This is a genomic window from Thalassotalea fonticola (assembly GCF_032911225.1).
Taxonomy (GTDB): domain Bacteria; phylum Pseudomonadota; class Gammaproteobacteria; order Enterobacterales; family Alteromonadaceae; genus Thalassotalea_A; species Thalassotalea_A fonticola.
The window spans coordinates 1,616,174-1,640,935 of record NZ_CP136600.1 but is presented as its reverse complement, the minus strand read 5'-3'; the positions used below and the strand labels follow the sequence as shown (position 1 = coordinate 1,640,935).

The 24,762-nt window shown below is 38.5% G+C and carries 11 protein-coding genes; 4 read left to right on the top strand and 7 right to left on the bottom strand.

Features of this window, described 5'->3' with window-relative positions; all coding sequences use genetic code 11:
* Positions 1-270 precede the first annotated feature (270 nt).
* Positions 271-3,054: a M16 family metallopeptidase gene (locus RI844_RS06650; RefSeq protein ID WP_348397659.1), complete on the top strand. Its 2,784-nt coding sequence runs from the start codon at positions 271-273 to the stop codon at positions 3,052-3,054.
* A 155-nt stretch (positions 3,055-3,209) separates the two neighbouring features.
* Here RI844_RS06650 and RI844_RS06645 read toward each other — a convergent pair whose 3' ends face one another.
* The 5 genes from RI844_RS06645 to RI844_RS06625 form a co-directional block, all read right to left on the bottom strand.
* Positions 3,210-3,497, bottom strand: a complete 288-nt coding sequence (locus RI844_RS06645; protein WP_348397658.1) for a GIY-YIG nuclease family protein — start codon at positions 3,495-3,497, stop codon at positions 3,210-3,212.
* 1,086 nt (positions 3,498-4,583) lie between these two features.
* Positions 4,584-5,774 carry an ATP-binding protein gene (locus RI844_RS06640; RefSeq protein ID WP_348397657.1) on the bottom strand — a complete coding sequence of 397 codons (1,191 nt, stop codon included), beginning with the start codon at positions 5,772-5,774 and terminating at the stop codon, positions 4,584-4,586.
* Positions 5,775-5,780: 6 nt separating this feature from the next.
* Complete coding sequence (locus RI844_RS06635) at positions 5,781-6,497, bottom strand: response regulator transcription factor (RefSeq protein ID WP_348397656.1); 717 nt, start codon at positions 6,495-6,497, stop codon at positions 5,781-5,783.
* Entirely contained in the window at positions 6,497-6,883 is a 387-nt protein-coding gene (locus RI844_RS06630; RefSeq protein ID WP_348397655.1) for a DUF3019 domain-containing protein, read from the bottom strand. The genes RI844_RS06635 and RI844_RS06630 overlap by 1 nt, the downstream gene beginning before the upstream one ends.
* Before the next feature lie 12 nt (positions 6,884-6,895).
* Complete coding sequence (locus tag RI844_RS06625) at positions 6,896-7,729, bottom strand: MipA/OmpV family protein (protein WP_348397654.1); 834 nt, start codon at positions 7,727-7,729, stop codon at positions 6,896-6,898.
* 422 nt (positions 7,730-8,151) lie between these two features.
* Between RI844_RS06625 and RI844_RS06620 the strand changes: the two genes are divergently transcribed.
* A complete protein-coding gene (locus RI844_RS06620; RefSeq protein ID WP_348397653.1) occupies positions 8,152-11,328 on the top strand; it encodes a putative Ig domain-containing protein in 3,177 nt (1,058 codons plus the stop codon).
* Between the two features lie 333 nt (positions 11,329-11,661).
* Positions 11,662-14,343 carry a hypothetical protein gene (locus tag RI844_RS06615; protein ID WP_348397652.1) on the top strand — a complete coding sequence of 894 codons (2,682 nt, stop codon included), beginning with the start codon at positions 11,662-11,664 and terminating at the stop codon, positions 14,341-14,343.
* A gap of 802 nt (positions 14,344-15,145) precedes the next feature.
* On the opposite strand, the gene RI844_RS06610 is transcribed toward RI844_RS06615, so the two are convergent.
* Positions 15,146-15,694, bottom strand: coding sequence for an Lcl C-terminal domain-containing protein (locus tag RI844_RS06610; protein ID WP_348397651.1), 549 nt, complete (start codon positions 15,692-15,694; stop codon positions 15,146-15,148).
* Between the two features lie 27 nt (positions 15,695-15,721).
* Positions 15,722-18,493 (bottom strand): Lcl C-terminal domain-containing protein, encoded by a 2,772-nt coding sequence (locus RI844_RS06605; RefSeq protein ID WP_348397650.1) that lies wholly within the window; start codon positions 18,491-18,493, stop codon positions 15,722-15,724.
* Between the two features lie 391 nt (positions 18,494-18,884).
* Here RI844_RS06605 and RI844_RS06600 point away from each other — a divergent pair, with 391 nt between their 5' ends.
* Positions 18,885-24,701 carry a S8 family serine peptidase gene (locus tag RI844_RS06600; protein ID WP_348397649.1) on the top strand — a complete coding sequence of 1,939 codons (5,817 nt, stop codon included), beginning with the start codon at positions 18,885-18,887 and terminating at the stop codon, positions 24,699-24,701.
* Positions 24,702-24,762 lie beyond the last annotated feature (61 nt).

Genomic DNA, 24,762 nt, shown 5'->3' with positions numbered 1-24,762 from the left:
AGATCAGAAAATATAAAAATCCCGAAGTGCGCAAGCCTTTGGGATTTTCTTATTCAAGCGTTTGTCTCAATAACCCTTCAAATCACGATTTAAGCAGGGGAATTTAAATAACCCTTTCAGCTCAAATTAATAATTTTTAACATTTATAGCATTGCTATTGAGATAAAATCAGTGTCAATTATTCAGTAAAAATAGGCGACAGCAATTTAACCGTTCTATGTGTTTCTTGCTACCAATGTTCGCCATTAAAAATATTTACAAGGTTAACTAATGAAATTTCTAAAACCAACACTAATTAGTATGTCTGTTGCCATGGCATTAGGCCTATCAGCTTGTACAACAACAGAAAATACAACAAACATCCAATCACAACAAATACAAAGTCAAAGCAGTGAGCTTACATATGTAAGAAGCGTTGAAGGTATTGAAGAGTACAGCCTTGAAAATGGCATGACAGTGTTGCTTTACCCTGATGCATCGCAACCAAAAACATTAGTTAATGTTACTTATCGTGTAGGCTCTGTACATGAGTATTATGGTGAAACCGGTATGGCTCATTTACTTGAGCACATGTTGTTTAAAGGTTCTACAAACTATCAAAATATTGATAAAGAATTCAAAAAACGCGGTATGGGCAAGAATGCTTCGACTTGGTTAGATAGAACTAACTATTTTGAAACATTCGATGCTAATGAAGATAGTTTGGAATGGGCTATTGGTATGGAAGCAGACCGTATGGTTAACGCGACTTTTACTGAAGAGCAATTAAAAAGTGAAATGACCGTTGTGCGTAACGAAATGGAAAAGGGCGAAAACGACCCGTTCAGAATGTTACTAGGCCGTATGTCATCAATGGCGTTTTTATGGCATAACTATGGTAACTCAACCATAGGTGCTCGCAGTGATGTTGAAAATTTCCCGTTTTCACGTTTGCGCGAATTTTATAATAAACATTATCGTCCAGATAATGCGGTATTAACTATTGCTGGTCGTTTTGATAATGCCAAAACAAAAGCATTAATTGAACAAAAATTTGGTGCTATTGCCAAACCTGCAACACCAATTGAGCCTTTATACACAGTAGAGCCTACTCAAGACGGTGAGCGTACGGTAAATATCCGCCGCGTTGGTGATTTACCGGTGATAGGTTTGTCGTATCATACTCCTTCGGCAGTACACGAAGATGCAGCGGCATTAAACATTTTAACCGATATCTTAGGTGACAGAACACGTGGTCGTTTGCAAAAGTCATTGGTTGAAAAAGGTGTTGCTACTATGGCAACAAACTTTATGTTTAACCTGAAAGACAGCTCGCAATTTTTATTGATGGCACAAGGTAATAAAGGCTCTGATTTAGCCGATTTAGAAAGCCAGTTAATTGCTATTGTCGAACAGCTTAAAACACAGCCTATTACTGAAGACGAGCTTAAATTAGCACAGGCTAAATTAGCACGTCAAGCAGAGCAAAGCATGCGTGATGTTACCGGCGTTGGCATGGAGTTATCTGAATATATCGCCATGGGCGATTACCGCCATATTTTCTATTCTCGTGACTTAATTGCGCAAGCAACGGTAGAGCAAGTGCAAGCGGCGGCAGAAAAATACTTGGTTCAATCTAACCGTACCGTAGCCCGTTTTATTCCGACCGAAAAGCCAGTTCGCGCAGAAATTCCAGTAGCGGCAGATCTGAAAGATGTATTAAAAGACTACAAAGGTAAAGCCGTAGTTGCGGCAGGTGAAGTTTATGACAACACTGTTGCTAACATTAAAAATCGCTTAGTTAAAATGCAATGGGATGAAGGCACAAAAATAAATGTGTATCCGAAAAAGCTCCGTGGTGAGCAAATTATTATTAGCATGCACTTTCCAAGCGGTAACGCCGAAAACCTAGCGAGTAAAGGCAACGCCATTGGTTTTGTTGGTGCTATGTTAAAAGAAGGTAACGCTAAATATTCAAAACAAGAGATTGCCAGTAAACTTGATCAATTAAAAAGCTCGATCTCAATCTCAACGTCGGCCGGTTCAACCGATGTTTCAATAAATACCGACAAAGCTAACTTAGATGCAACAGTAAAGCTTTTAGGTGAATTGATGGCTGCGCCAACGTTCCCTGAAAATGAGTTACAAGTGATGAAGCGTAGCTCTATAGCAAGTATTGAAAAACAACGTAACGACCCTGGCGCTATTGCCAGTAACACGTTTAGAGAGTCACTAAGTAATTACCCTAAAGGACACCCGAAAGCTTATCTCTCTTTAGAGGAAAAGATTGCTGCCGTTAATGCGGTAACGGTTGCTGAACTTGCAAGTTTATATAACAGCCATACCAATATTAACAATGGTCACATTAGTGTAGTAGGGGATGTAGATGCAACAAGTATTTCAACGCAGTTACATGCTCAGTTATCTAGTTTTGTAAATGAAACAGCTTATGAGCATATGCCTGTTAGTTTTAAAGACAAAGGTGGTCTAATAATAAGCACAGAAACTCCAGACAAAGCTAATGCGCAATTATATGTTATTAACCCAATGATGATGGATGTTAAGCATGAAGATTACTTAGCGTTAAAAATTGCGAATACTATTTTTGGTGGCGATTCTTTCTCATCTCGTATTGGCGCTCGAATTCGTGTTAAAGAAGGTTACAGTTATTCTGTTGGCTCTGGCATGCAAGTAAGTACGCTTGATAAACAAGGTATGTACTATGCGTTTGCTATTGCGGCACCTGAAAATATGGACGGTGTAATTACTGCCTATAAAGAAGAAGTTGCAAGAGTTGTTGCTGATGGCTTTACTGCAACAGAGTTAGATGAAGCGGTAAAAGGCTTTGTAAGTAGCCGTAACCGCGCTTGGGCAAGTGATGCACAAATAGCTGGTGTAATTCTTGGCGCAAGCAAAAAACAGGAAGATCTGGCATTTTATGATGAGCAAGTAGCTAGCGTACAAGAGTTAACTGTTGAAGATATTAATACCGCGTTTAATAAATATATTGGCGCTTTTGATATCAATATCTTTAAAGCCGGTGATTTTGCTAAAACGGTAAATTCTGCCAAATAAGCGCTTTTAAATTTAGTGAATAAAAAGCCGCCACTTCAATTTGGCGGTTTTTTTGTTTTAAAGTCTTGCTCACCATTCCCTGAATTCACCAGCACACCATTCCCTGAATTACACCTTACACCATTCCCTGAATTTATTTCAGGGTCTATACCTAATCAAGCAAAGTGACTACTCAAATCTAGCCAGTCAGGATTATCTTCCTCAATCAAGTTAATCTTCCATTGACGTCGCCAATTCTTTAATTGTTTCTCTCTAGTTAATGCTACATAAAAATGATCGCATAATTGATAGTAAACTAATGTCCGTAAGTTGTATTTTGAAGTGAAGCAATCGATTGCTTGTAGATGATGCTGATCTATTCGTCGGGGTAAATCTCGAGTGGCTCCTATGTAAAGAGTACCATGCTTTTTATTTGTTAATATGTAAACCGCGCAATTGATCATTATGAAATCCTTTTCAATATGTTGAATTATTAATTATAGATGCTGAAACAAGTTCAGCAAGTGGTGGGGAGGGCTGATACAAGTCCGCAAGTGGTGGTATAGGCACCAATTGTTGAATTACCCGTTAGGCCATTACCTGAATTCACAAATATACTAATCCCTGAATTTATTTCAGGGTCCATAGTAATAACAGTGAGATGCTGAAACGAGTTCAGCAAGTAGTAGATTAGACCCCGTAACAAGTACAGGGTGATACTAACGTATCGAGTTCAGCAAGTGGTGGAGAGGGCTGATAGAAGTTCGCAAGTGGTGGTATAGGCACCAATTGTTGAATTACCCGTTAGGCCATTTCCTGAATTCACAAATATACCATTCCCTGAATTTATTTCAGGGTCCAAAGTAATAACAGTGAGATGCTGAAACAAGTTCAGCAAGTGGTGGGGAGGGCTGATACAAGTCCGCAAGTGGTAGATTAGACCCCGTAACAAGTACAGGGTGATACTAACGTATCGAGTTCAGCAAGTGGTGGAGTAGACACCAATAGCTGAATTACACGTTAGGCCATTCCCTGAATTCACAAATATACCATTCCCTGAATTTATTTCAGGGTCCAAAGTAATAACAGTGAGATGCTGAAACAAGTTCAGCAAGTGGTGGGGAGGGCTGATACAAGTCCGCAAGTGGTAGATTAGACCCCGTAACAAGTACAGGGTGACACTAACGTATCGAGTTCAGCAAGTGGTGGATTAGACACCAATAGCTGAATTACACGTTAGGCCATTACCTGAATTCACAAACATACTAATCCCTGAATTTATTTCAGGGTCCAAAGTAATAACAGTGAGATGCTGAAACAAGTTCAGCAAGTGGTGGGGAGGGCTGATACAAGTCCGCAAGTGGTAGATTAGACCCCGTAACAAGTACAGGGTGATACTAACGTATCGAGTTCAGCAAGTGGTGGAGTAGACACCAATAGCTGAATTACACGTTAGGCCATTCCCTGAATTCACAAACATACCATTCCCTGAATTTATTTCAGGGTCTATAGTCATAACAAATAAATACTAAATCGTGGCAATCTAGGCTTTAACAGTTATCATCTACAGGCCAGGTGAATATCACCTTAGCACCCGCTAAGCTAGTTGATTTATCGAAGGTAATACTGCCGCCATACCAAGAGGCAATCAGTTTAACAATAGACAATCCAAGGCCGTAACCATCAGTTTTAGGATTTGCCTGAAAATAGGGCTTATCTAAGTATTCGGCTTTATCAAAACCTTTGCCGTCATCACTTACCCATAATGTAAAAATACCTTTATTCTCGGTTAAATGGATCACAACTTCATCTTTAGCATGTTTTAGGGCATTAGTGACCAGATTTTGCATTAACCGCTTAAAGGTTTTGCTTTCAACCGGTGCAAGCAAGTTCTTATCGACGTCAACTTTGATATTAATACGTGAGGCTCTTTGTAGTTTATTGACCAGTTCTTCAATTGGCGCATAAACGTTTTGCTTGGTTAGAACTATGTCTTTTGAGTCAAATTCTAATTTGGTAATTTGTAAGAACTCTTCGGTTAAGTCTTCGATTTCTTGCAGGTCTTCTTCGATAGACAGGATCTCTTCCATGGTTGGCTCATATTTTAAGCTGGCAATTGAAAAGCCTGTGCGCGCCAAAGGAGTACGGATTTCATGGCCCACCATGCGTGATAAATTTTTTTGCAAATCGATTAACTGTTCAATTCTTTCAGCCATCTTGTTGATTGTATGAGCTGCTGGGAATGCAATAGAAGTCGGCCTCAAATCAAGCGTTTGCCATTTGGCGGTTGTTGAGAAGCTTTTAACATGTCCGGAAAGCTTTCTTAAATCCATAAAGGCAGGTCGAAACCAAAGCAACAATAAGCCGGAAAAGCCAATGTAGAAGGCTAAAGTAATAATTTCATCGATATTGGTGGCTTCTTGAATATCAATGATAGGGCCAAGTACCAATACTTGCTGTTGATGCAACTTATAGTAATAAGAATGATCTTCATTATCATCAAGACGGATAATTTCACCGGTTTTTAATTGTTCAATGAGTTCGCCAGGTAACATGATATTATTGAGCGGCTGCATCGAAAATATTTGACCATTTTCTTCAATAGCAGACTGATAAAAATCATCGGCTGAAATAATGGTTTCTTGCGGAACAAACTCTTCCCAAATTATTTCCAGAGTGACGGCCAGAATGATCAGCGATGCCACCACATATATGGTTAACCGTAAAAATTGCTTATTCATGATGAGTTAACAATCAGCTTCAAGGTTTTTTAATACATAACCTTTACCCCAAAGGGTATTGATTTGGTATGGGTTACCAGTAATAGCGTTGAATTTCTTTCTTAGTTTACTGACATAAACGTCTACAGAGCGATCAAAGCCATCGTATTCACGATTCATCACTATTTTAGAGATAACTTCACGGGTTACTTTATAATTAAAGTTACGGGCAAATAAATACAGTATTTTGAACTCTTGCTGAGTTAAAGTAAGTAAGGCATCACTTACTTTAACTTGCAATTGTGCAGGAATGATAGAAAGCCCGGGCAGGTTTATCGGTGTTTCTTCATCAGATTCTTGCGATGTTTTACCTAGTTTCCTAGTGGCAGCTTTAATGCGAGCTAGTAAAACATCTGGCACAAAAGGTTTAACTATAAAATCATCGGCGCCCATTTCAAGGCCTTCAATTTGACAATCTGAGTCGGTAAAGGCGGTTATAAAAATAAATACACCATTAAACTTATCACGCCACTGGTTACATATATCAAAACCAGACATATCAGGTAAATCGATATCACATAGGATCACGTCAAAGGCATTTACCTTAGCGTCGACACCTAATAATGAGCCACCATTGAGCCATTCAACTTCATACTTGTGCTGTTCTAAAAAGCGTTTAATTTTTAAACCCAGTTTATGATCATCTTCAATTAACAGTATTTTATTTAATGTATTTTCTTGCATTACAATATTCGCCAAGGCAGTTTACGTCGTTTAATCGAATTTTTACCTAAATACAAGATGTTAAACTTAAAGTTAGACAGTTCGACTAGTGAGCTCATTGATACAAGTTTGAAGATGACTGGTTTTTGACTATCTATATCAAATGTGTGTGAATTCGATATTGAGTTTTTCTCACAGTGAATTATTTGTGCGCCTTTTAAAATACAGATATCCTGCGGGTTATCTAACTCCCATGAAAGTGTTAGAGCAGTTTTACAACTGTCGGTTTTTTTATTAACCACACACTGTTTAGGGATGCCGATAAGCAGGTTTTTAGGCGCAGCAAATGCCTTGTCGGTTAATGTAACCAACAATGAGCAAAATATAATAAAAACGGTACTGCGCATTTAAATAATAGCCTACAAATTAATTGACCAGCTGATCCCTAAAAACATACTCGTTAAATCCTTTTTATCAGTTACCTGAGAACTGATGATTTTGCTGGAAAGTCTTTCAAACTTATAATTGAAGACTAATAATAACCCGTCAGTAAGGGTATAGGCGGCATCAATTTGAGAATAGTAATTGACATTGTCACCAACCAAGGGCGAGCCGTAGTAATATTCAAGCAGTTGATCAGATTTATATTGTGCGCCAAATTCAACCGCCAATTTAAAATCATTATTATAAAAAAGGTGCATCCAACTGAGATCTATTTGCTCACCATGATGCACATTTGAAATATCGCTGTAGGCGCCAAAAGTGATTTTCTCTTTGCCGAAATATTTTTTAACTTCAACACCGCCAAGATAACTTAAATGAGCATTTTTCGAAGGGTAATTAAACGGTGGTAAAAAAGGCGACACAGAAAATTGTGCGGCTTTGTCATCACCATGATAGTAAAGACCATCAAAGTTATGTTTACCGACAATGTCAATAAAGGTGTTGTCATCTAAATAGATGTTTGCACCTACCTTGGTTCTTTCAATAAAGAACACGTCTTTGTAATAAAAGGTCCAATTTGGCAGGAAGTTAATTTCAATGTCTTTTTTGTCACTAAGCGGCGATTCATAAAGAAAATCACCGGCAGAAAATTTTACCACAAAAAAGGTATCGTCAATTTCTTGCTGTGGTTGTTCGGCTACGTCATTTGGTGCTTGTTCTTCAGCTATTACCGGTAAGCACAAAACAAGCAACGTGAGGATGCCTGTAAGGGTTAATTTTTTGAAAAATTGTTTAGGAAAAGTATGCATCGAACCATCTATAAATTAAATTTAGTTATTATTTAAAGTTTTAATAATAAGCCGCTACAGGACTACTATTAAAAGCAATAATAATTGTAACCTTACTGACTGATAAGGTATATGTTGTATAAATGCGTATCAACTAAATAGCCCTATTTAACCATTAAATTAATTACAGCAATTTAATTCTAATCGTTAAATATAAAAAGCGATGTAAAAAAGTGTTAACTTTCAGTTAAATCAGGTTTGCAATACTTGCTTTTTCAAAAAACTAATTTCCCTTTAATAAAAATTACCTGCCAAATACTAATCTCTAAACAATGTAATTTGTGTTAACAGTTTTTAACGAAATTGTTTTAACAGATAAAGTAATTTGCTAGTTAATAAAAATTTAAACAATAACTTAGCTAAATTACAAAAGAGAGCGAACTATGAAAAGTTCATTGAAAATAAGCAAAATTTCTATGTTAGTAGCGGCATCATTTACCTTGTCTGCCTGTGGCGGCAGCGGTGGCGGCGGCGGTGGCGGCGGCGGGGATACAAAAGTGGTAACACCTCCTCCTGCAGCAAATGTAGCACCTACAATCACAGGTAGCCCAGCATTGGTTACCCATGAATTAGAAGAATATTCATTTACTCCAGTTGCTGTTGATAAAGATGGCGATACACTTACCTTTAGTGCTAGTAATTTACCAAGTTGGTTAACAATAAATTCATCAACAGGTGAGCTATCGGGTACACCTACTTTAGTTAACTCTGGAGCATATGACAATATTATCATTACCGTTTCAGACGGTACTGAAACGACTAACCTTGCTGCTTTTAGTTTAACCGTAGAAGACACCTATTTGATTACTGGCGTGGTTGTTGACGGCTATATTGCCGGAGCACATGTTTTTTTAGACACCAACTTAAATGGCAAGCACGATACCAGTGAGCCTTCAAGTACTTCCGATGCAACAGGTAAATACCAATTATTGCTTACCGGTAGTGAAAAATCTGAAATATCCAAATCTCCTATCCGTGCTTATTTAGGAGCGGGAGCCGATGATATCAGCCGTACCACAGATAACTTTGCTGATATGCCGGTTACTATTTCTGCTTGGCCATTTAAATCGCTAAATACAGATAAAGAAATTACTCAGGTTATTTCTCCTTTTACCAACCTTGTTGCAATCGAAATAGAAGGGATGTTACAGCAACTTGCTAACAGTGAAGTAACTTATGATGATTTAGCAGGTGAAATTAACTTTTTAAAAACAACTCAAGCCGAATCTTATCAGGTTAGCTCAAATGGATTGTTTGGCGATTTCCTAGCTGATAATGCACCATTAACAGCTGAAATGAAAAGCCGTCTTGTAGAACGAGCTGAATCAATACTTACTGAGCAACAATACATCCAAAGTAATACGAACGATTTAGATAATGATGGTATTGTTAATGCTGAAGATGCTGATATTGATGGTGACGGAATTGCTAATGAACTTGACCCATTTCCTACTGATATAAATGAATGGTCCGATATAGACGGTGACTTTATAGGCGATAACTCGGATCCTGATGTTGATGGTGATAATGTAGCCAATGGTGTAGATGCTTTTCCTGAAGATCCATTTGAATGGTCTGATAATGACAGTGACGGTTTTGGAGATAACTCAGATGCGTTTCCTAACGATAGTAGTGAGTGGTTAGATACCGACGAAGACTTGGTTGGTGATAACGCTGATAAATTTCCTAATGACAGCACAGAATGGCTAGATACCGACGGTGATTTAATCGGCGATAATTCTGATCCAGATATTGATGGAGATGGCATTTTAAATGCAGAAGATGACACACCTAATGCTTATGACTATAAAGTGTCAGAGCTTACATTTTCTGATCCTGTAATGCAGAGTTGTGTACAGCCGTATGCAAACGATTATGCATCAGCGATAAGCTCAATTACTTGTATTGACGTTGTTGTTGACAATCTAAGCGACTTGGCCTTTTTTGCAAACTTACAATATTTGAATTTGCCTGGCGCTACGGTAAATAACTGGCAGGGAATGTCGACATTAACCCAATTAAAACGTGTTGAAGTAGAAGGTTCAAACTTTGCCGATGTGAGCTTGTTTGCTAATTTTACTGCTCTTGAATATGCTGGTTTAGCGCAAACCAATGTTACAGATGTTATCGCATTAGGCAATATCAATAGTCTTTTATCTATAAACTTATATGCGTTAACCCTTGCTGATTCACAATATGTATCTCTTCTAGAAAATAGCAAGGGAATACAAGGCTCAGGTTTTTCACAAGCAGATGTTGCCGGTTTTTATTCATTTAATGATGAGTATCTAGAGTTTTTGTCAAATAACAGCGGTGATCATTATACCATTGACGCCACTGACCACTTCACCTGGACAGGCAAAGGCGCAGGTAAAGTTGAAATAAAGCAAGACATTACTAGTTATTTTGTTGTCGTTGATGGCACTTTCGACAGCGGTAAAGCGATATGGTATTCAATTGAAAATAATTCGGTTGCCTTAGATACCTTTGATTTTGTAGCGGTGGAGCGCCCAACTGAAGATTATACATTTTCACCAGTTCCAAATGTAAACCCCAGCTCCTACTCTGTGTGCGTCGGAATTAATGAAACCAACCAAATAGGTTGTTCAAACTATGCGATTGCCGGACAACTCGAAATACTTACCGTAAATGTTGATGGTCAAGATGTTGAGTTACCTAAAAATGCTATCGTGCAAGGGGGCGGAGCCATAGGCATGGTAACATATGGAAGTTGTGCTTTATTTGATAACGATGTGCGCTGTTTTGGTGGCGAGTTCCCGGAAAACCCAAGTGTTACAGCCCCAACCCTTCTAGCGGTTGGCAATTCACATTTTTGTGTCGCTGAAGTTGACAGTGAGGTTCACTGTTTTGGCGATGCATTGGCAAGCGCAGCACCGGTTATGACTAATGTAACTGCATTAGTGTCCGGCTCAGGGTTTAGCTGTGCCATTGATGATTCTGTTGTTAAGTGTTGGGGGAGTAACTCACTAGGTATATTAGATATACCTGAAGCGATTGCTTCTGCACAGTCACTCTACGCAACCAATACCAATGTTTGTGCCATTCATACCGCCGGTACAACGTGTTGGGGAGATAATGAGAAAAAGGTCAATGATGTACCAGAGCTAACCAATGCCAGTGAATATCTAACTATGTTACCGGGCTCAGTATGTTCCTATGCAAATCAATCAATAACTTGTTGGGGACAAACTAAAGTTGAAGAATACGATGAAGTTCTCCAGGAGGTTATCATTGTTGATTGGCAGGAAAATGCCGTAGTACCGAGTTTTTCCAGCTTGCCGCAATCTTTGTCTTTAGGCATGGGGCGCGAGCACTGTGCATTGCAAGCTGACAATAAGACTACTTGTTTTGGTAAAAGTACAGATCTTTCGTATCAACCTTCACAATTTACAATAGAAAGCATCTCTTGGATACAACCAGGAAGTGGTGCTATTTGCGCTGGAAATGCAACGAACGTTGAATGTAAAATTCGCTCTTTAGGTGGGGCTGACGACTATCAAGGTGGCGTTTATGTCTATAAACCTATTACATTTAATTAATATAAACCCTTACTAAGCTAAACAAATAAAACCAGCTATAAATTAGCTGGTTTTTTTTCCTAAAAACTTAGCTTATTAGCCAGCTAATTAAAATAATAAATTTTCATTGAGTTTGTTAGGTGTATGTTAATTAAGGTTTTTGTTCCTTCCTGTTAGCGAGAGGTTAATGATTGTTAATTCATTTAACATTTTTTAACAAACATCAGCTTGAGCGTAGATTACATTGATTGTGCGCAAGTGCTTTAAGAATAAAAATGTTTGTTAACGCTATGTTGATTAAACGATAACAAAACTTTAAGGCACTTTTATTAACAAAGTCATATGGGAAGAAATATGTCAAATACTATTAAATTTAATAAGTCACTAATTGCTACTATGGTAGCAACTAGTATGTTAACTGCCTGTGGCGGTGACGATGTAAAAGTTCAAGATACTGTAACTGAAGTTGTTGAAGTGCCAGTAAATGTTCCTGTAGCTACACCTGCAGATCCTGTTGAAGTAACTGCTTCAGCACATGGTTCTATTATCGATGGTTCATCAATGGCTCCATTAGTTGGTGCAACGGTAGAAATTCACAGTGCAGGTGAAGTTTTTTCTGCTACAGTTACAGGTAGTCGCTTTACTGTTGAAGGTTTACCTACAAACTCTGATTTTATTGCTGTAGTTTCTGCTGCGGGTAAAGCAACAGCTTACGCAACAGGCACTACTTCTGACGGTGCAATTAATGTTGACACAGTAGAATTATTTAACACGATTACTTCATCAGTAACTGTTACTGACATGATGGGTGATAACGTATCTGGTTTATCATTGTATATTGCTTCAGTCGGTGACACAGGTTCTAACTCTTCAGGTCAAGCAGATGACGCTGCAGAATACCTATCAAGTATTCCAAATAATTTCGCTACTGAAACTGATGGTGTATACACGTTTACATTACCTGCAAACGGTATGTCTTACGATGTTGAAGTCGCCGGTGATTTTTCTGGTTTAGCTGTTGTTGGTGGTAGCTTAGCGGTAACTTCTGGCCAAAACCCAACGGTTTATGTTGACGATGCTGATGAAGCAACTACGTTTTCCGTAAGCTTCGGCTTAACTTTCGCTGACGGCTCTGCTGTTACATCTGGCCCTGAAACATTATCGTTGAATGATGGTGATGTTACGGCTTCTTGGGATGCAGATTCAGCTGAATACGTTATTGAAGGCTTATCATTTGATGACATCATGTCGCCATTAGCATTAGATATGGTTGAAATTGATGGTGTTATGTTTGCCGCTACAGATGTAGCAGCAGCTGGTCTAGATTCTTTCTCAGATGCAGCAGCTTCTTCTTCTATCGCTCTGGCAATGAATACTGAATCTGATAATGGCGAAGTTCTTCCAATTGAATACGTTGTTGCTCATTCAGCAGCAACATCGGCGACTTCTGCTACTATGACTGTAGTATTTAACCAACCGGTTGAATTAGTTGGCGATATCGAAGCCGAAACTGATCTTAGTGTTGAGAATCACTGGGATGCTGGCTTAAGTACTTATAATTACTTTAAGTGGAAAGATGCAGATGGCGTAGAATGTACGACGTGTTCAAGCATTAAAACCCTTCAAAACCAAAATTACGCTTACATGCGTTTTAATGACATTGTTTTAGAAGATGAAACGCCATTTAGACAAGCGTACTTACGTTACTTAAAAGATACAGCAGTTGACTCGTCAGATTACTCATACGTACTTGCAGAGCCAGATAGCTTTTTTGGTTACTTCGGTTACAGTAAAAAGGCGTTTGTTGGAGCATTTGGTATTTCAACAGAACTTTCTACTAAAGGCAAAATTAAGTCATTAATGGCTGACGGCGCTGGCGCAGAGTTTAGCTGGAATGAAGCAAAAACTGTTTTAACAATATCGTTAAATGCTGATGTTTACGATGTAGATGCCGAAGTTCCTGTTTTACCTACTGGTTTTACTGAAGTATCTGAACTAGGTAACGCCTATTTCAACGCTACGGATATTCAAGCTGGTAAGAGCATTGACCTTGCGCTGTTAGTTAAGCCTGTAAGTGGTCAAGCCGTTGCATCTGACTTAGAGTTATCTATCGATGTACCAGCTATGGCAATGGAAAAAACAACTGCAGATAATTTAGTTCTTTCAGCTGCAATTGGCGCATCGGTAGCCGATTCAGAAGTAACTGGCTACAATGGTCTTGGTGGCTTTAACGTAACTTGGTCTAGCTATGAAGGTCAAGCGAACTGGGAAACTGAAGAGTTCAATAACATTGATATGGAAGGTGCTTCTTCGTTTGCGCCGGCTACACCTGATTACATCCGTATTTTCTGGGGTGATAAATTCCCTGTAGACTATATTTACCCTGAAATGCAAAATCAATGGTGTAATGCAGATGTGGAATATACTTTCCCTGATAGAGATATAACATTTTCATGGGATGATAACTCTTGTACTGTTGGTTCGCCAGAAGCGTTATACTTCCCATATGTTAAATTAGCTAGTGTTCCATCATCTAACGCAGATGTTGTATCAAAACTTCATGAGAATACTGATGGTAAAATTGCGACAGTTTACTTAGTTTCTAAAGAGCAATTACACGGCAACGTTGAAATTGTATCGGCAATGGATAACTTCATGGGGACCGATGAAGATGGTTTACCGGGAGCTATAACTGAGTCAGTAGAAGTGAACGAGATAGTTGGTTTATCTTTAGATGGTGAACAGTCTTACAATACGTATTCTGGTACACAATACTACATAGCTAATACTTGGGAAAATGCTTACTTTAAAAAGAAATACGAAACAAATGCTGAAGGTACTACGTTTGGTGCGCCAATCGTAACTGGCTTCCCAGCATCTGTTGAAGGTATGCATTACGTTTATCCAATTACAATGAATGCTAATCGTTTAGGTAATGCTAAAGGTATGATTAAAGAGATGACATTGAACTTAAATTTAACCACAGAGTCTGGTGAAGTTATTTCAGTTCAAAATAAAGTTATGTCTGTACAGTAATTAATATAAATAGCTTTATAAGCTAAGTTAATAAAGCCAGTGATATTCTCACTGGCTTTTTTTTGTCTATTTTTTTCGGTTTATTTTCACCCCAAATGTCTCGAAAAATTGTAGCAATTAACCAAATACGATTTTGGCAACGACAAACAGTGTTACTTTCTTTTATTTTTGTTGTGTGTTGTTCACCTGTTTTATTGAGATAATTATTATTTTAAATCAATTTTTCTCACAATATAGTAACGCTACCTTTATCCATCTAGCCCTTTGCAATCGATAACAATACCCCGCTGGTTAGCATGGATGTTGTTTGATTTACATTGTTAAATTAACCATCTACTTATGCTGTATATCAACACTTGAAATCGACGCTAGTATGAACGAAGTCAAATGAATTTTAAATTAGATATTACTTGAATTTACTGTCGTTGACATGGTTTTTAGGGACAGGGATGGTAACGTTTATATCAAGATGATGTGGCGATATTAATTTTACCTAGAAATGCACAATACAAAATAAGTACATTGCCAAATTCTTTACATTATCGTCCAAGGTCTCATATTTTTATAGATAGGTGTATCGGACTAGGTGTTTTAAACTCTATGCTGATAATTGTCGTTTTAAATTATTAACTAAACGATTGATGTATCCAAAATTGCATTTAATACATTTATTTAAATGTTACGAGTCGAGTCTTTTAAGCGCACACAAAAGGCTTTAGGTTAGGACGTTACAACGTAATTCAGGTATATAAAAAAACCAGGCGTATAGCCTGGTTTATAAAGCACACCTTAAGGTATTAATTTAGTTATGAACGAACTTAACCGAGAATGCACCCGATTTAGAACCGTGTGAGATATAACCTAAATCGGTAGTCATACCAAATATTGACTCGCCAGTAGAGTCAAAATTATAAGGTGTAGAGCTAATATAGGTTTTTCCTAATATGATAGAGGGAAATACGGCTATATTAGCTGCAGGTCGTGTACAACGCTCTTCAATTATACTACTTAACTCTTTAATATTAGGTACGCGCCATTCATTTTTATTGCTGGCTGAGTATATTAACGCTTTCTCATGGGCAACTTGCCAATCCACAAGTAATGCAGAGCCTTGGCATTGTTGAATCTCATTGTCCCAAACTTGGCCAAGGTCGCACCGTGACCATGTTAAGTTTGTTTTAAGATCTAATACGCTAGCGCCATCTTCGCTGATATCAAAGCGACTATTAGGGGCTGTTTGAGGTACGTTATACATGCAGCTATACGATGTATCAACTTCACCACGCTGTGCGAATGCCGTTGAGCTAACAAATGCAGGGATAGCTAAGGCAATTATGTTTTTAAATTTCATTGAATTTTCCTTTAAATTCCGTGCTTATTATTTTCGAACTAATCTAATTGGTAAACGAGAGTCTGTTACATTATAGGTTGTATTCCACAGTGCTAATTGACCGTCAATGAAGCTGACAACCCATAATTTGCGGTTTTCGTATAGATCAGGGGTTCGCTTTTCTCCAGCATGTGAAGAGGTCATATAGTGCTCTAAAACAGTATTTGGAAAGAACTGTTCGACAATTCTAGGCTTACCGTTTTTACTCGTACCACCAGAGTAATCTACTAAAGAGTGCAGCTCCATTCGAGTCGGTAATCGCCAATCAGAATAACCACATAATGATTGCTCTTGGCTATTTACCGCTTCTACAAACGACTCACTGTTAAAGCACGTTTCTGCTTCTTGGCAATATTCGCTTTGCTCTATGCCTTGCATACCGGCATTTGTTGATTGATCTGAATTAAAGTGAGTGAAAACCATGTTCTTGTTTTGTAATGACTCTTCTGTGCTTTTATTTTCCCACATAAGGCCGGTAACATTATCAACAACACATGTCCATTGACTTGCGTCATGATCAAGCTCACTGCCATCGGCCGCTATCTTGGTAAAACTAAAGCCAGCGCTTCCATCTGCATTGGAGTTTTGGTTTGCATCGCGGCCAACCATAGCGTCTTGCATTTGCGGCAAGGGCAATAAGTTGTCATTATTTTCACAGTCAATTTGGTTATCATGCCCGGCAGTATTCAAACTTCCAAATGCATAGTTTGCACATTTGGTTACGCCAGTATCATTTAATGCAAAGTTTCCAACATTCACTTGTTTAGTCACGTAAATATCAACAGGAGTACTGATAGTTTGGTCACCAGAGTCAGTAACACTTAGCTCAAATGTTAATGCTATCACCTCATCTGCTGTATTTGGTGCTACAAAGCTAGGGGATGCGGCATTCTCGTTTGACAAGGTAACCGTTGGTCCTGATATCTGTGTCCAAGAATGAGTAATATTACAAGAAAAGTCTTCACCATCTGATACAACCGCTGCTAAATCGACAGTATCGCCAGAAGATACGATCATATCTTGCATTTGTTCAATAGCAGGTGCGGTGTTTTCTGGGGCGGGTGCTGGGTCAACAACAACTGTTATTGATTTAGTTTCTGAAAAATCGCCACTGTTTACTGTTACTGAAACAAAGATAAAGTCTTTCTGTAAAACCGCAGGAGCTTTAAATGATATTGCATTTGTATTTAAACCGTTACAGCCTTGTTCAATGCTTCCATTTGGATAATTTATTGTCCATGAGTAATTTAGGCCGTTCATAATTAACTGATCGGCATCATCTCCTAAAAAGCTTGCCTGTGCTTCAATATCGACAATTTCGTATGAATTTACCAGTACGCCAGCTTCAGTGGTTAATTCTAAGCGAGTTTCATTACTCATAATGAACTGCTCGGTGATCATATTAATATCAGCTCTAGAGCCGTTTAAGAAATCCATCACAGCATCAACCCAGCTAATAGTACCGTTACCGTTATCGATGACGGTTTCTATCGCACTAAAATTAATGCCCGCTGGAATTTGTTCGACAAGAAACGGATCTGAAGTCAGTTCAAAATTTAAATGTTGTTCGACAATCGGTAAGGCATCAACAACGTTTATCGAACCTGTTAATCGTCCGGTCTTTGAAATTACAGTCGTGAACGGCGTGGCATTACATGTGTATTTACTTTCAATATCACAAATGGCTTCAATATCAGCCACGTAGAAGGCTTCTAATATTGGAGCCCCGCCTTCAGTGAAAGCTTTTAATGCTTCTTCGGTAAACTCGTCATAAACTACTTCACCATTTTCGTCTTTGATAAGTTTTTGACGATAACTTCTATGACTGGATTTAATATAAAAGCCGCCTGCAAGATTGCCATTTACTTCAACATTAAAGTTTTCGCTATCTAGCGATACTGCTTCACCCAGCTTGCTGTTATTGGTATCAAATACCTCAACCCTGTAAGGCAGTAAATCATCTTCTACTACAATCGCAGTTTTAGAGTGAGAAAAACTTGCGGCTAAAATGGCTTGTGCTGCCTCGACAGCCTGTGGTCGATAGAATAGTTCGCCTTGTACTGTCGGATTTACCGTAACGACGATATTTTGAAAGGCTTTACTGCCTTCATTATCTGTAGCTTCAACGGTAAACGTGTAGTCCGTTGTTTTCGTGACAACAGGGGCTTGAAAAGAAGCATTTTTTGAACTGCCGTTTACAATATTAATATTGTTTTCTATGGCTGTGCTCCACAAATAACTAATAATTTCGCCGTCGGCATCATCCGCATTGGCGGTTAATGCCACAAGTTTTCCTTCGCCAATACTTTGATCGTGGGTAATATTAAAAAATGGCGCTGCGTTTACCGCTTCTACCGTTAACGAGACCGATTTTTTAATAAAGTCGCCATCGTCGTCGGTGGCAGTAACGTCAAACGATAATACCTTTTTCACGTCACTCATGCTTACCTGCGGAGCGGTGAAGCTTGCTGTTTTTGCCGTTGCATCTAAGGTTAATACAACTGTAGGCCCTGCGGTTTGTTGCCAATCAATACTACTAATTTGACCATCAGAGTCGCTGGCATTTGCGTTTACGGTAACAACCGATAGTTCTTGTACCGATGCTGGTGAACTCACGGTTAGAGAAGGTGCAGAATTTTCTGCTGGAGGAGGAGGTGGTGTCGTGTCATCTTTTTTAGCAGTGTCGCTACCGCCACCACCACCGCCGCCACAAGCTATTAAAAGTGTTAAGCAGTAAAACACAATTACTAATCTTTTCATTCGATTTTCTTCCTAATAATTGTTGGTTATTTTTATTGTTATGAAAAATTGATTATTCAAAATCAACTTACCATTAATCTGTTATTTACGTATTTGTGCTGATATTTACAAACTCACCGTTTTTTTCATAGATAATCATTTTCTTACATTAAAACCATGTAAATACAATGGGTTACTCGTTATTTGGTAAGGTGTTTATTGTGGTGTTGTATTAACAATTTTTAACAAAATGTAAGCGTTATTAATTAGTTGTAAATAGAGGGGGAGAGGGGAATGTATTCTTTTAACATTTTTTAACGAATTGACATACTTGCTTAACACATAATCGTGAACCTCATTATATTCGTAAATTTTGCGCTACCTAAAGCTACAAAAATAAAAGGGGGTTATTTTGACCTTTAAAAAGCTTATATCAGGTTCATTAGTTGCTGCATACTCGTCCGCTGTTGCGGCCACGATTATGGCAGGGAATAACGACGTTAAACTAGTACCGATCACTACCCAAGCGGTGGTTAGTCATAAAGAAGCAGACCAAACTGATTTTCAGAATGTTAGTGGTAGAGTCAATTCTCATATCCATAGTACAACTAAAATTGAATTTGACTATGAGCCAGGTTTAGTTGGTGCTCATAGTTATATTGTTCAATTAAAAGACAAACCATTAACCGCATTCAATGATAAAAATTCTTATTTAAATGCTAACCCAAAATTTTCTAGGGCGAGCAATTTAAGCTCACCAAGTGCATTATTTTCATCTAAAGCGGATTATCATAAGCACCTTTTGACAAACCAGCATTCTGTCATAAGCTCTTTAAATTCGAAAGGCTTGAACGTAGAGGTAAATTATCAACTTACTAGCGCTTTGAATGGATTTACAATCAAAGCTGAGCAAGATATTGCGCAACAGATTGCTCAACTTGCTGAGGTAAAGTCAGTAACAAAACTTGGTTTTTCAAAGTTGCAGTCTTACAGTTTAGCTAATGATATTGGTGCAAAAAACATTTGGCAGGGCAAAAGTCTTGTTAATTCTGGAGAATTCAAAGGTGAAGGCATCACCATTGCAATCTTAGATACAGGTATAAATTCAGATCATATTTCCTTTGTTGATCAACCTATTGATGAATCAAGCAAACATGTACACCTATTCCCGAAAGCTAATACCTATCATGGGTTATGTAATACCGGGGATGAGCGTTGTAATAATAAACTCATTGGTATTCGTTCTTACAGTGAAGTTTATGACATTGTTCATGGTGGAGTAGAAATCGGAGAAGGTGTTATAACGTCACCATTGCCTATTTATAATAATGCCGTGGCAGAAGGTTTTGTGTATCGCCCTGGTGAAGATTACCATAGTCATGGTAGCCATGTCGCTAGTGTAATTGCCGGTAATATAATTGATGATGTAAACCTTCATTATCCTAAATATCAATACTGGAACTCGAACGGCATCCCATTAAAAGCGAGCAGCTATCAAGTTTCAGGTATTGCACCTAACGCTCAAATCATTTCATACCAGGTCTGTGATCCGTTAGCTAATGCTGTTAGCTGCCCGGATGAAGCAGTATTAAAGGCGATAGATGATGCAATTTCTGATGACGTTGATGTTATCAACTTTTCTATCGCTAAATCTGGTGGAGCAAAAGTTAATCCATACGTTGATCCTGTCGAAATGGCATTTTTGAACGCCCACGCAGCTGATATTGTTGTCGTTACTGCAGTTGGTAATGATGATAACTATTCATTTGGACTTGGCGATCATGCATCACCTTGGTTATTAAGTGTAGGCTCAGCTGATAAAAGTGATTCCTATCTGGTATCAACAACAGTTAATGAAATATCTGGTGGTGATCCTGAGACATTTCCTAAAGAAGAAACTGTTGAAGGTAACGTTGCTATTACTGAATACTCTGCCCGTACAGGTTATGTTGGTGACGCATTTACAGGTCACCCTACAGTTGCAGAAGCTAAATTAGACACATCGTTGTATTCAGACGACGACAAACAAAAACTTAGATTTTGTATTGAACTACCTGAAAATACTTTTGAAAAATCAGAAATTGCGTTATGTCTTGCTACTACCAATGGCAATAGTTCTTTATTGTCTGGTTTGAATATTTATGAAGCATACCAACATATGGCTGAGCAAGCAGAAAAAGCTGGTGCTGGAGGTATGATAATTGTTGGCGTGTACGGTACGCCGAATGTCACTGTAAATTATATTAATCCTGATTTTCCCGCCACATTTTTAGGAGGGGGATCAGGATTTTTCTACGACTGGGTAGTTACTTCTGCAGATAAAGGTTTGTTAGTAAACGCAACTATTAACCCATTAACCGAATACTTTTATCCTACAGTACTCGGAATGATGAACACAGTTAACACTTCTATGGGACCTGGTGAAGGTATCAATGGTGAATATTTATTACCAAGCATTGTTGCGCCTTCAGTTAATGTTTTAGCCGCAGCTGCAGATGAAACCCCCTTCAACGAAGATGGTAATAGCTCTGATTGGGATAAGTTTTCTGGTAGTTCGACCGCGTCTGCGGTAGTAGCAGGTGCCGCAGCCTTAGTAAAACAAGCACATCCAGATTGGTCGCCGTCAGAAATTATTTCTGCGTTAACTCTAACAGCAAAGTCAGCAGTACATGTTAATAACAGCGATAAAGGTGGTTTTCCTGATGCTTACACTATGGGGGCTGGGCTAGTTAATGTTGAAAATGCCATTAATACAGGTCTTGTTATGCATGAATCTGTTGATAACTTTCGCTCTGCGGATCCTAATTTACAAAATATATCAGCCTTAAACATTCCTGCTGCGATAGAAACAGCATGTTACGGTACCTGTTCACTAACACGAACATTTAAAGCTACCCGCGATGGTAGCTGGCGTACACAAGTGTTTATGGACTATGCGTCTGCAAGCACTACTGTAACTCCCGCAGAATTTACTTTAGTAAAAGGTGAAACAATTGATCTAACCATCGATATTGTGATCGTTGACGAATCATTAAGGTTGGGATGGGATTTCGATAAATGGCAAGGTCAATATAGCGAAGAATCAAGCGATATAATTAACAACGACGGTAACTTAACCGGTGGTGATATTGTATTTATTCCTGATGATAGAAGTATTCCCGAAGTACATTTACCGGTTGTTGTTGAAAGTCGCCTAGATGTTGTTAACGATATGCACCGTATTGATATCGAATTAAATAAAGGTTCAAAAGTATTGCCTTTGTTTAATACCGATGATGTGGATACGGCCGAATTTGTCGTTTATCAACCGGTTATTTCTACCGCAAAAGAAACGTTTGTGCATGCAGTCAATGTTAGAGATGACATGAGTTGTTACCTTTACCATGAGGAAGCCTGTGCAAATCCTTTATTTGATATAGAACAGCATGTTGCTGATAGAACTGCTCATGTTGAATGGATCCGTGCGCCACAAGGCAGTAAACGTATTTTCGCCGAGGCAAGTGAAGTTGGCGTGCGTAATTTAATTGACAACCGTCGAAAAAATTCAATAAAAGTGGCAATTGGCCGTGATTTAAATAGAAATTCTCGAGTTGAATTCAAAGAAGAAGTGTTATGTATTTCAGACTTTACTTCGGCATTTTCGACTAACGATAGCTCAGTCGGTTCTAATAATTTTTGTAGCCTAACCGATCCTATTGCAGGTGACTATTGGGTAATGTATCAATGGGCAAGTGGTTTTGATCAGCAGTTCACTGAATTTTATCAAGATGAATTAAGTACTGTAATAAAAACCCACACCGGAATTATTAATAACGATGTATCTAAAGACATTGTTATCACCGGCGATACTTTTACCAAAGAAGTTACTGTTACTTGGGATTTAGAAACCGAGCCTAACCAAACCGTATTTGCCGCGTTTAATGCCATCGATAATGTTAAAACCATCAATTTGAATTTAAAACGCACAAATGACGTTGCGGTGCTAACAACCAATACCAAGCAGAATGAGATTTTGCCAGGCTCAATCATTGATATGGAAATAGATATCCGTGAAAACTTAAGTCAAGCTACTCAATACTTGGATTTAAGCGTTCAGTTACCTGAAGGAGCTCAGCTAGTCGGCAATATTTTGCCCGACAATAACTCACATCTGCAACTTTCGACCCAGCCAATAAGTAACGGTTTTAAAGTAGTTGGCACTATTAATAGCGCTGCTAGCCTAGACAGAGATTATGTTATTAGTACAAATAGCGACAATTCAATGTGCCGTACACCATTGGTGGAACAACAAGACCACGGTGAGTATATAGACTTGGGGCTAACGCCTATTACTGGTAGTGCCATGAGATTAAGTGAAGGTAGTGAAGAGTTTTACTTATTATCTGATGCTGCACAAGAGATCGTGTCAAACCCAAGAAGAGAGAAAGCCGATGGTGAACTTGAGTCCGACAAAGAATGGGCTGAGCGTGTACACTTCGATCAAAACGGGCCATTTAATTGGATGGCGACAACAGATGATAGTGGTCAACAGTATATTGACCGTGAACACATTGTTGTTGATTTACAAGCAGTCTTTGCTGAAAGTGATGTAGAAACACCATGGATTTCATTCTATGAGAATGGTGATTTTGCTAAAGGCCGGTTTATGTATGTGTTTGGTAATGGTTTTATAGATTTCCAAAACTTTGCCTCTCCTAACCCATTAGGTACGCAAACGCCGAATAATAATCAGCCAGAAAGTAACAGCGATACGATTCATATTGATTTTTCATACAGTGGGCCTTTTAGTGGTTCAAATTTGTCAAATACTATCGCCCCTTTATGGCGAGCTGCCGGTCATAATGAACAGTTCATTGTGCCATTTAATCCAATTGCAACCGAGCAAAACGAAATTTCAGGCATTAGCGTAGGTCACGTTGGCAGTAAATTGGTTGTCGATTACAACAATGTAAAAACTGGCTGGAAAACTACTTGTGTAAATGAGCAGCTAATCGAGCTTAGTGATGGCTCTATCGCAACACAATGCCTATTAAACACTGGAGAGTTGGATTATCAGAGCATTTCTGAAAATAAAAAAATACATTCTTCTCTGATGGAGTTTTATGGCAATGATAATTACAACTTCCAGGTGTTTATGGAAACCGGCGCATCAAAAAATAAACCAGGTGAGTATGAAGTGATCATCGCCTATGGTGATATTACGCGCACCATTTTTACTGACAACAGTTTAGAATATGATGATTTACCGCTGAATAATGCTCAGTATAATGGTGTTGTAGGTGTATTAGGTCATGAGGGGTACAAAAATAGTTATGGTGGTATTTATCATGCTAATGAATACTACTCATCTTATAAAGTAGACGAGAGTACTGAAATTGTTAACGCAATCAAGCCGGGTAAGGTTGTTTGTTTTGATTATCAAGGGCCGGGTTCAAAAGCTGGAAAAATTAAGTTTAAAGTGCAATTGCCAAATGACTTGGTTGCCGGTGATGAATTAGTATTCGGCTTATCCAACTCTGGCCAAAATACCATATTTTCTAACCAAGCGAAGTTTGTTGTTAATTCATCGCTAGCAGTTTCTCAACTCTCTAATATCGTTATGGTCGAAGACAGTGCGACTAAGCAAATTGCAGCTTCTCTTTCTGACGCTAATGTGGAGGTTGATATAACCTCAACCGATCGTTTTATTAAAGTCACCTCACAAGTTAATGGTTCATTATTAAATATAAGTATCGACAGTGATGCCGATTATTTCACTACAAAACCAGCAATCATTACGTTAACACTCATATCAAAAGATAACGCAAACCAAAAGCTTAGCGTAAGCTTTTTGGTAGATGTTTCTCCTGTAAATGATGCGCCAGCTTTAACTTATAAACAAGATTCATTTGACATACTTAGTACCGAATTTGTTGAGTTGATTGCCCTAGCTACAGATGCAGATAATGATGAGTTAAGTTACTTGTGGTCAGGTGAGCACATAGACGAAGAGCAAAAGTTTAATGGTTCAATGAGCCTATCGAACCTGCCTGCAGGAACTCATCAATTTGATCTTATGGTGACAGATGGTCAAGTTGAAGTAAGCAAAGCTTTCACTGTTAATGTCACGCAAGCAGAAGAAGAGCCATCACTTGAGCGTAAAGAGCCAAATGGTGCTGCATTTATCTGGCTTTCACTTTTCACCCTTCTTACTTTGATTGGACGTCGCACTCTGATTAATCGCCGCTAATTTTAGCAAGGCTCGCAATGGCGAGCCTTGCAGAGTTGCATGAAGCTAAGAAAAGAATCCT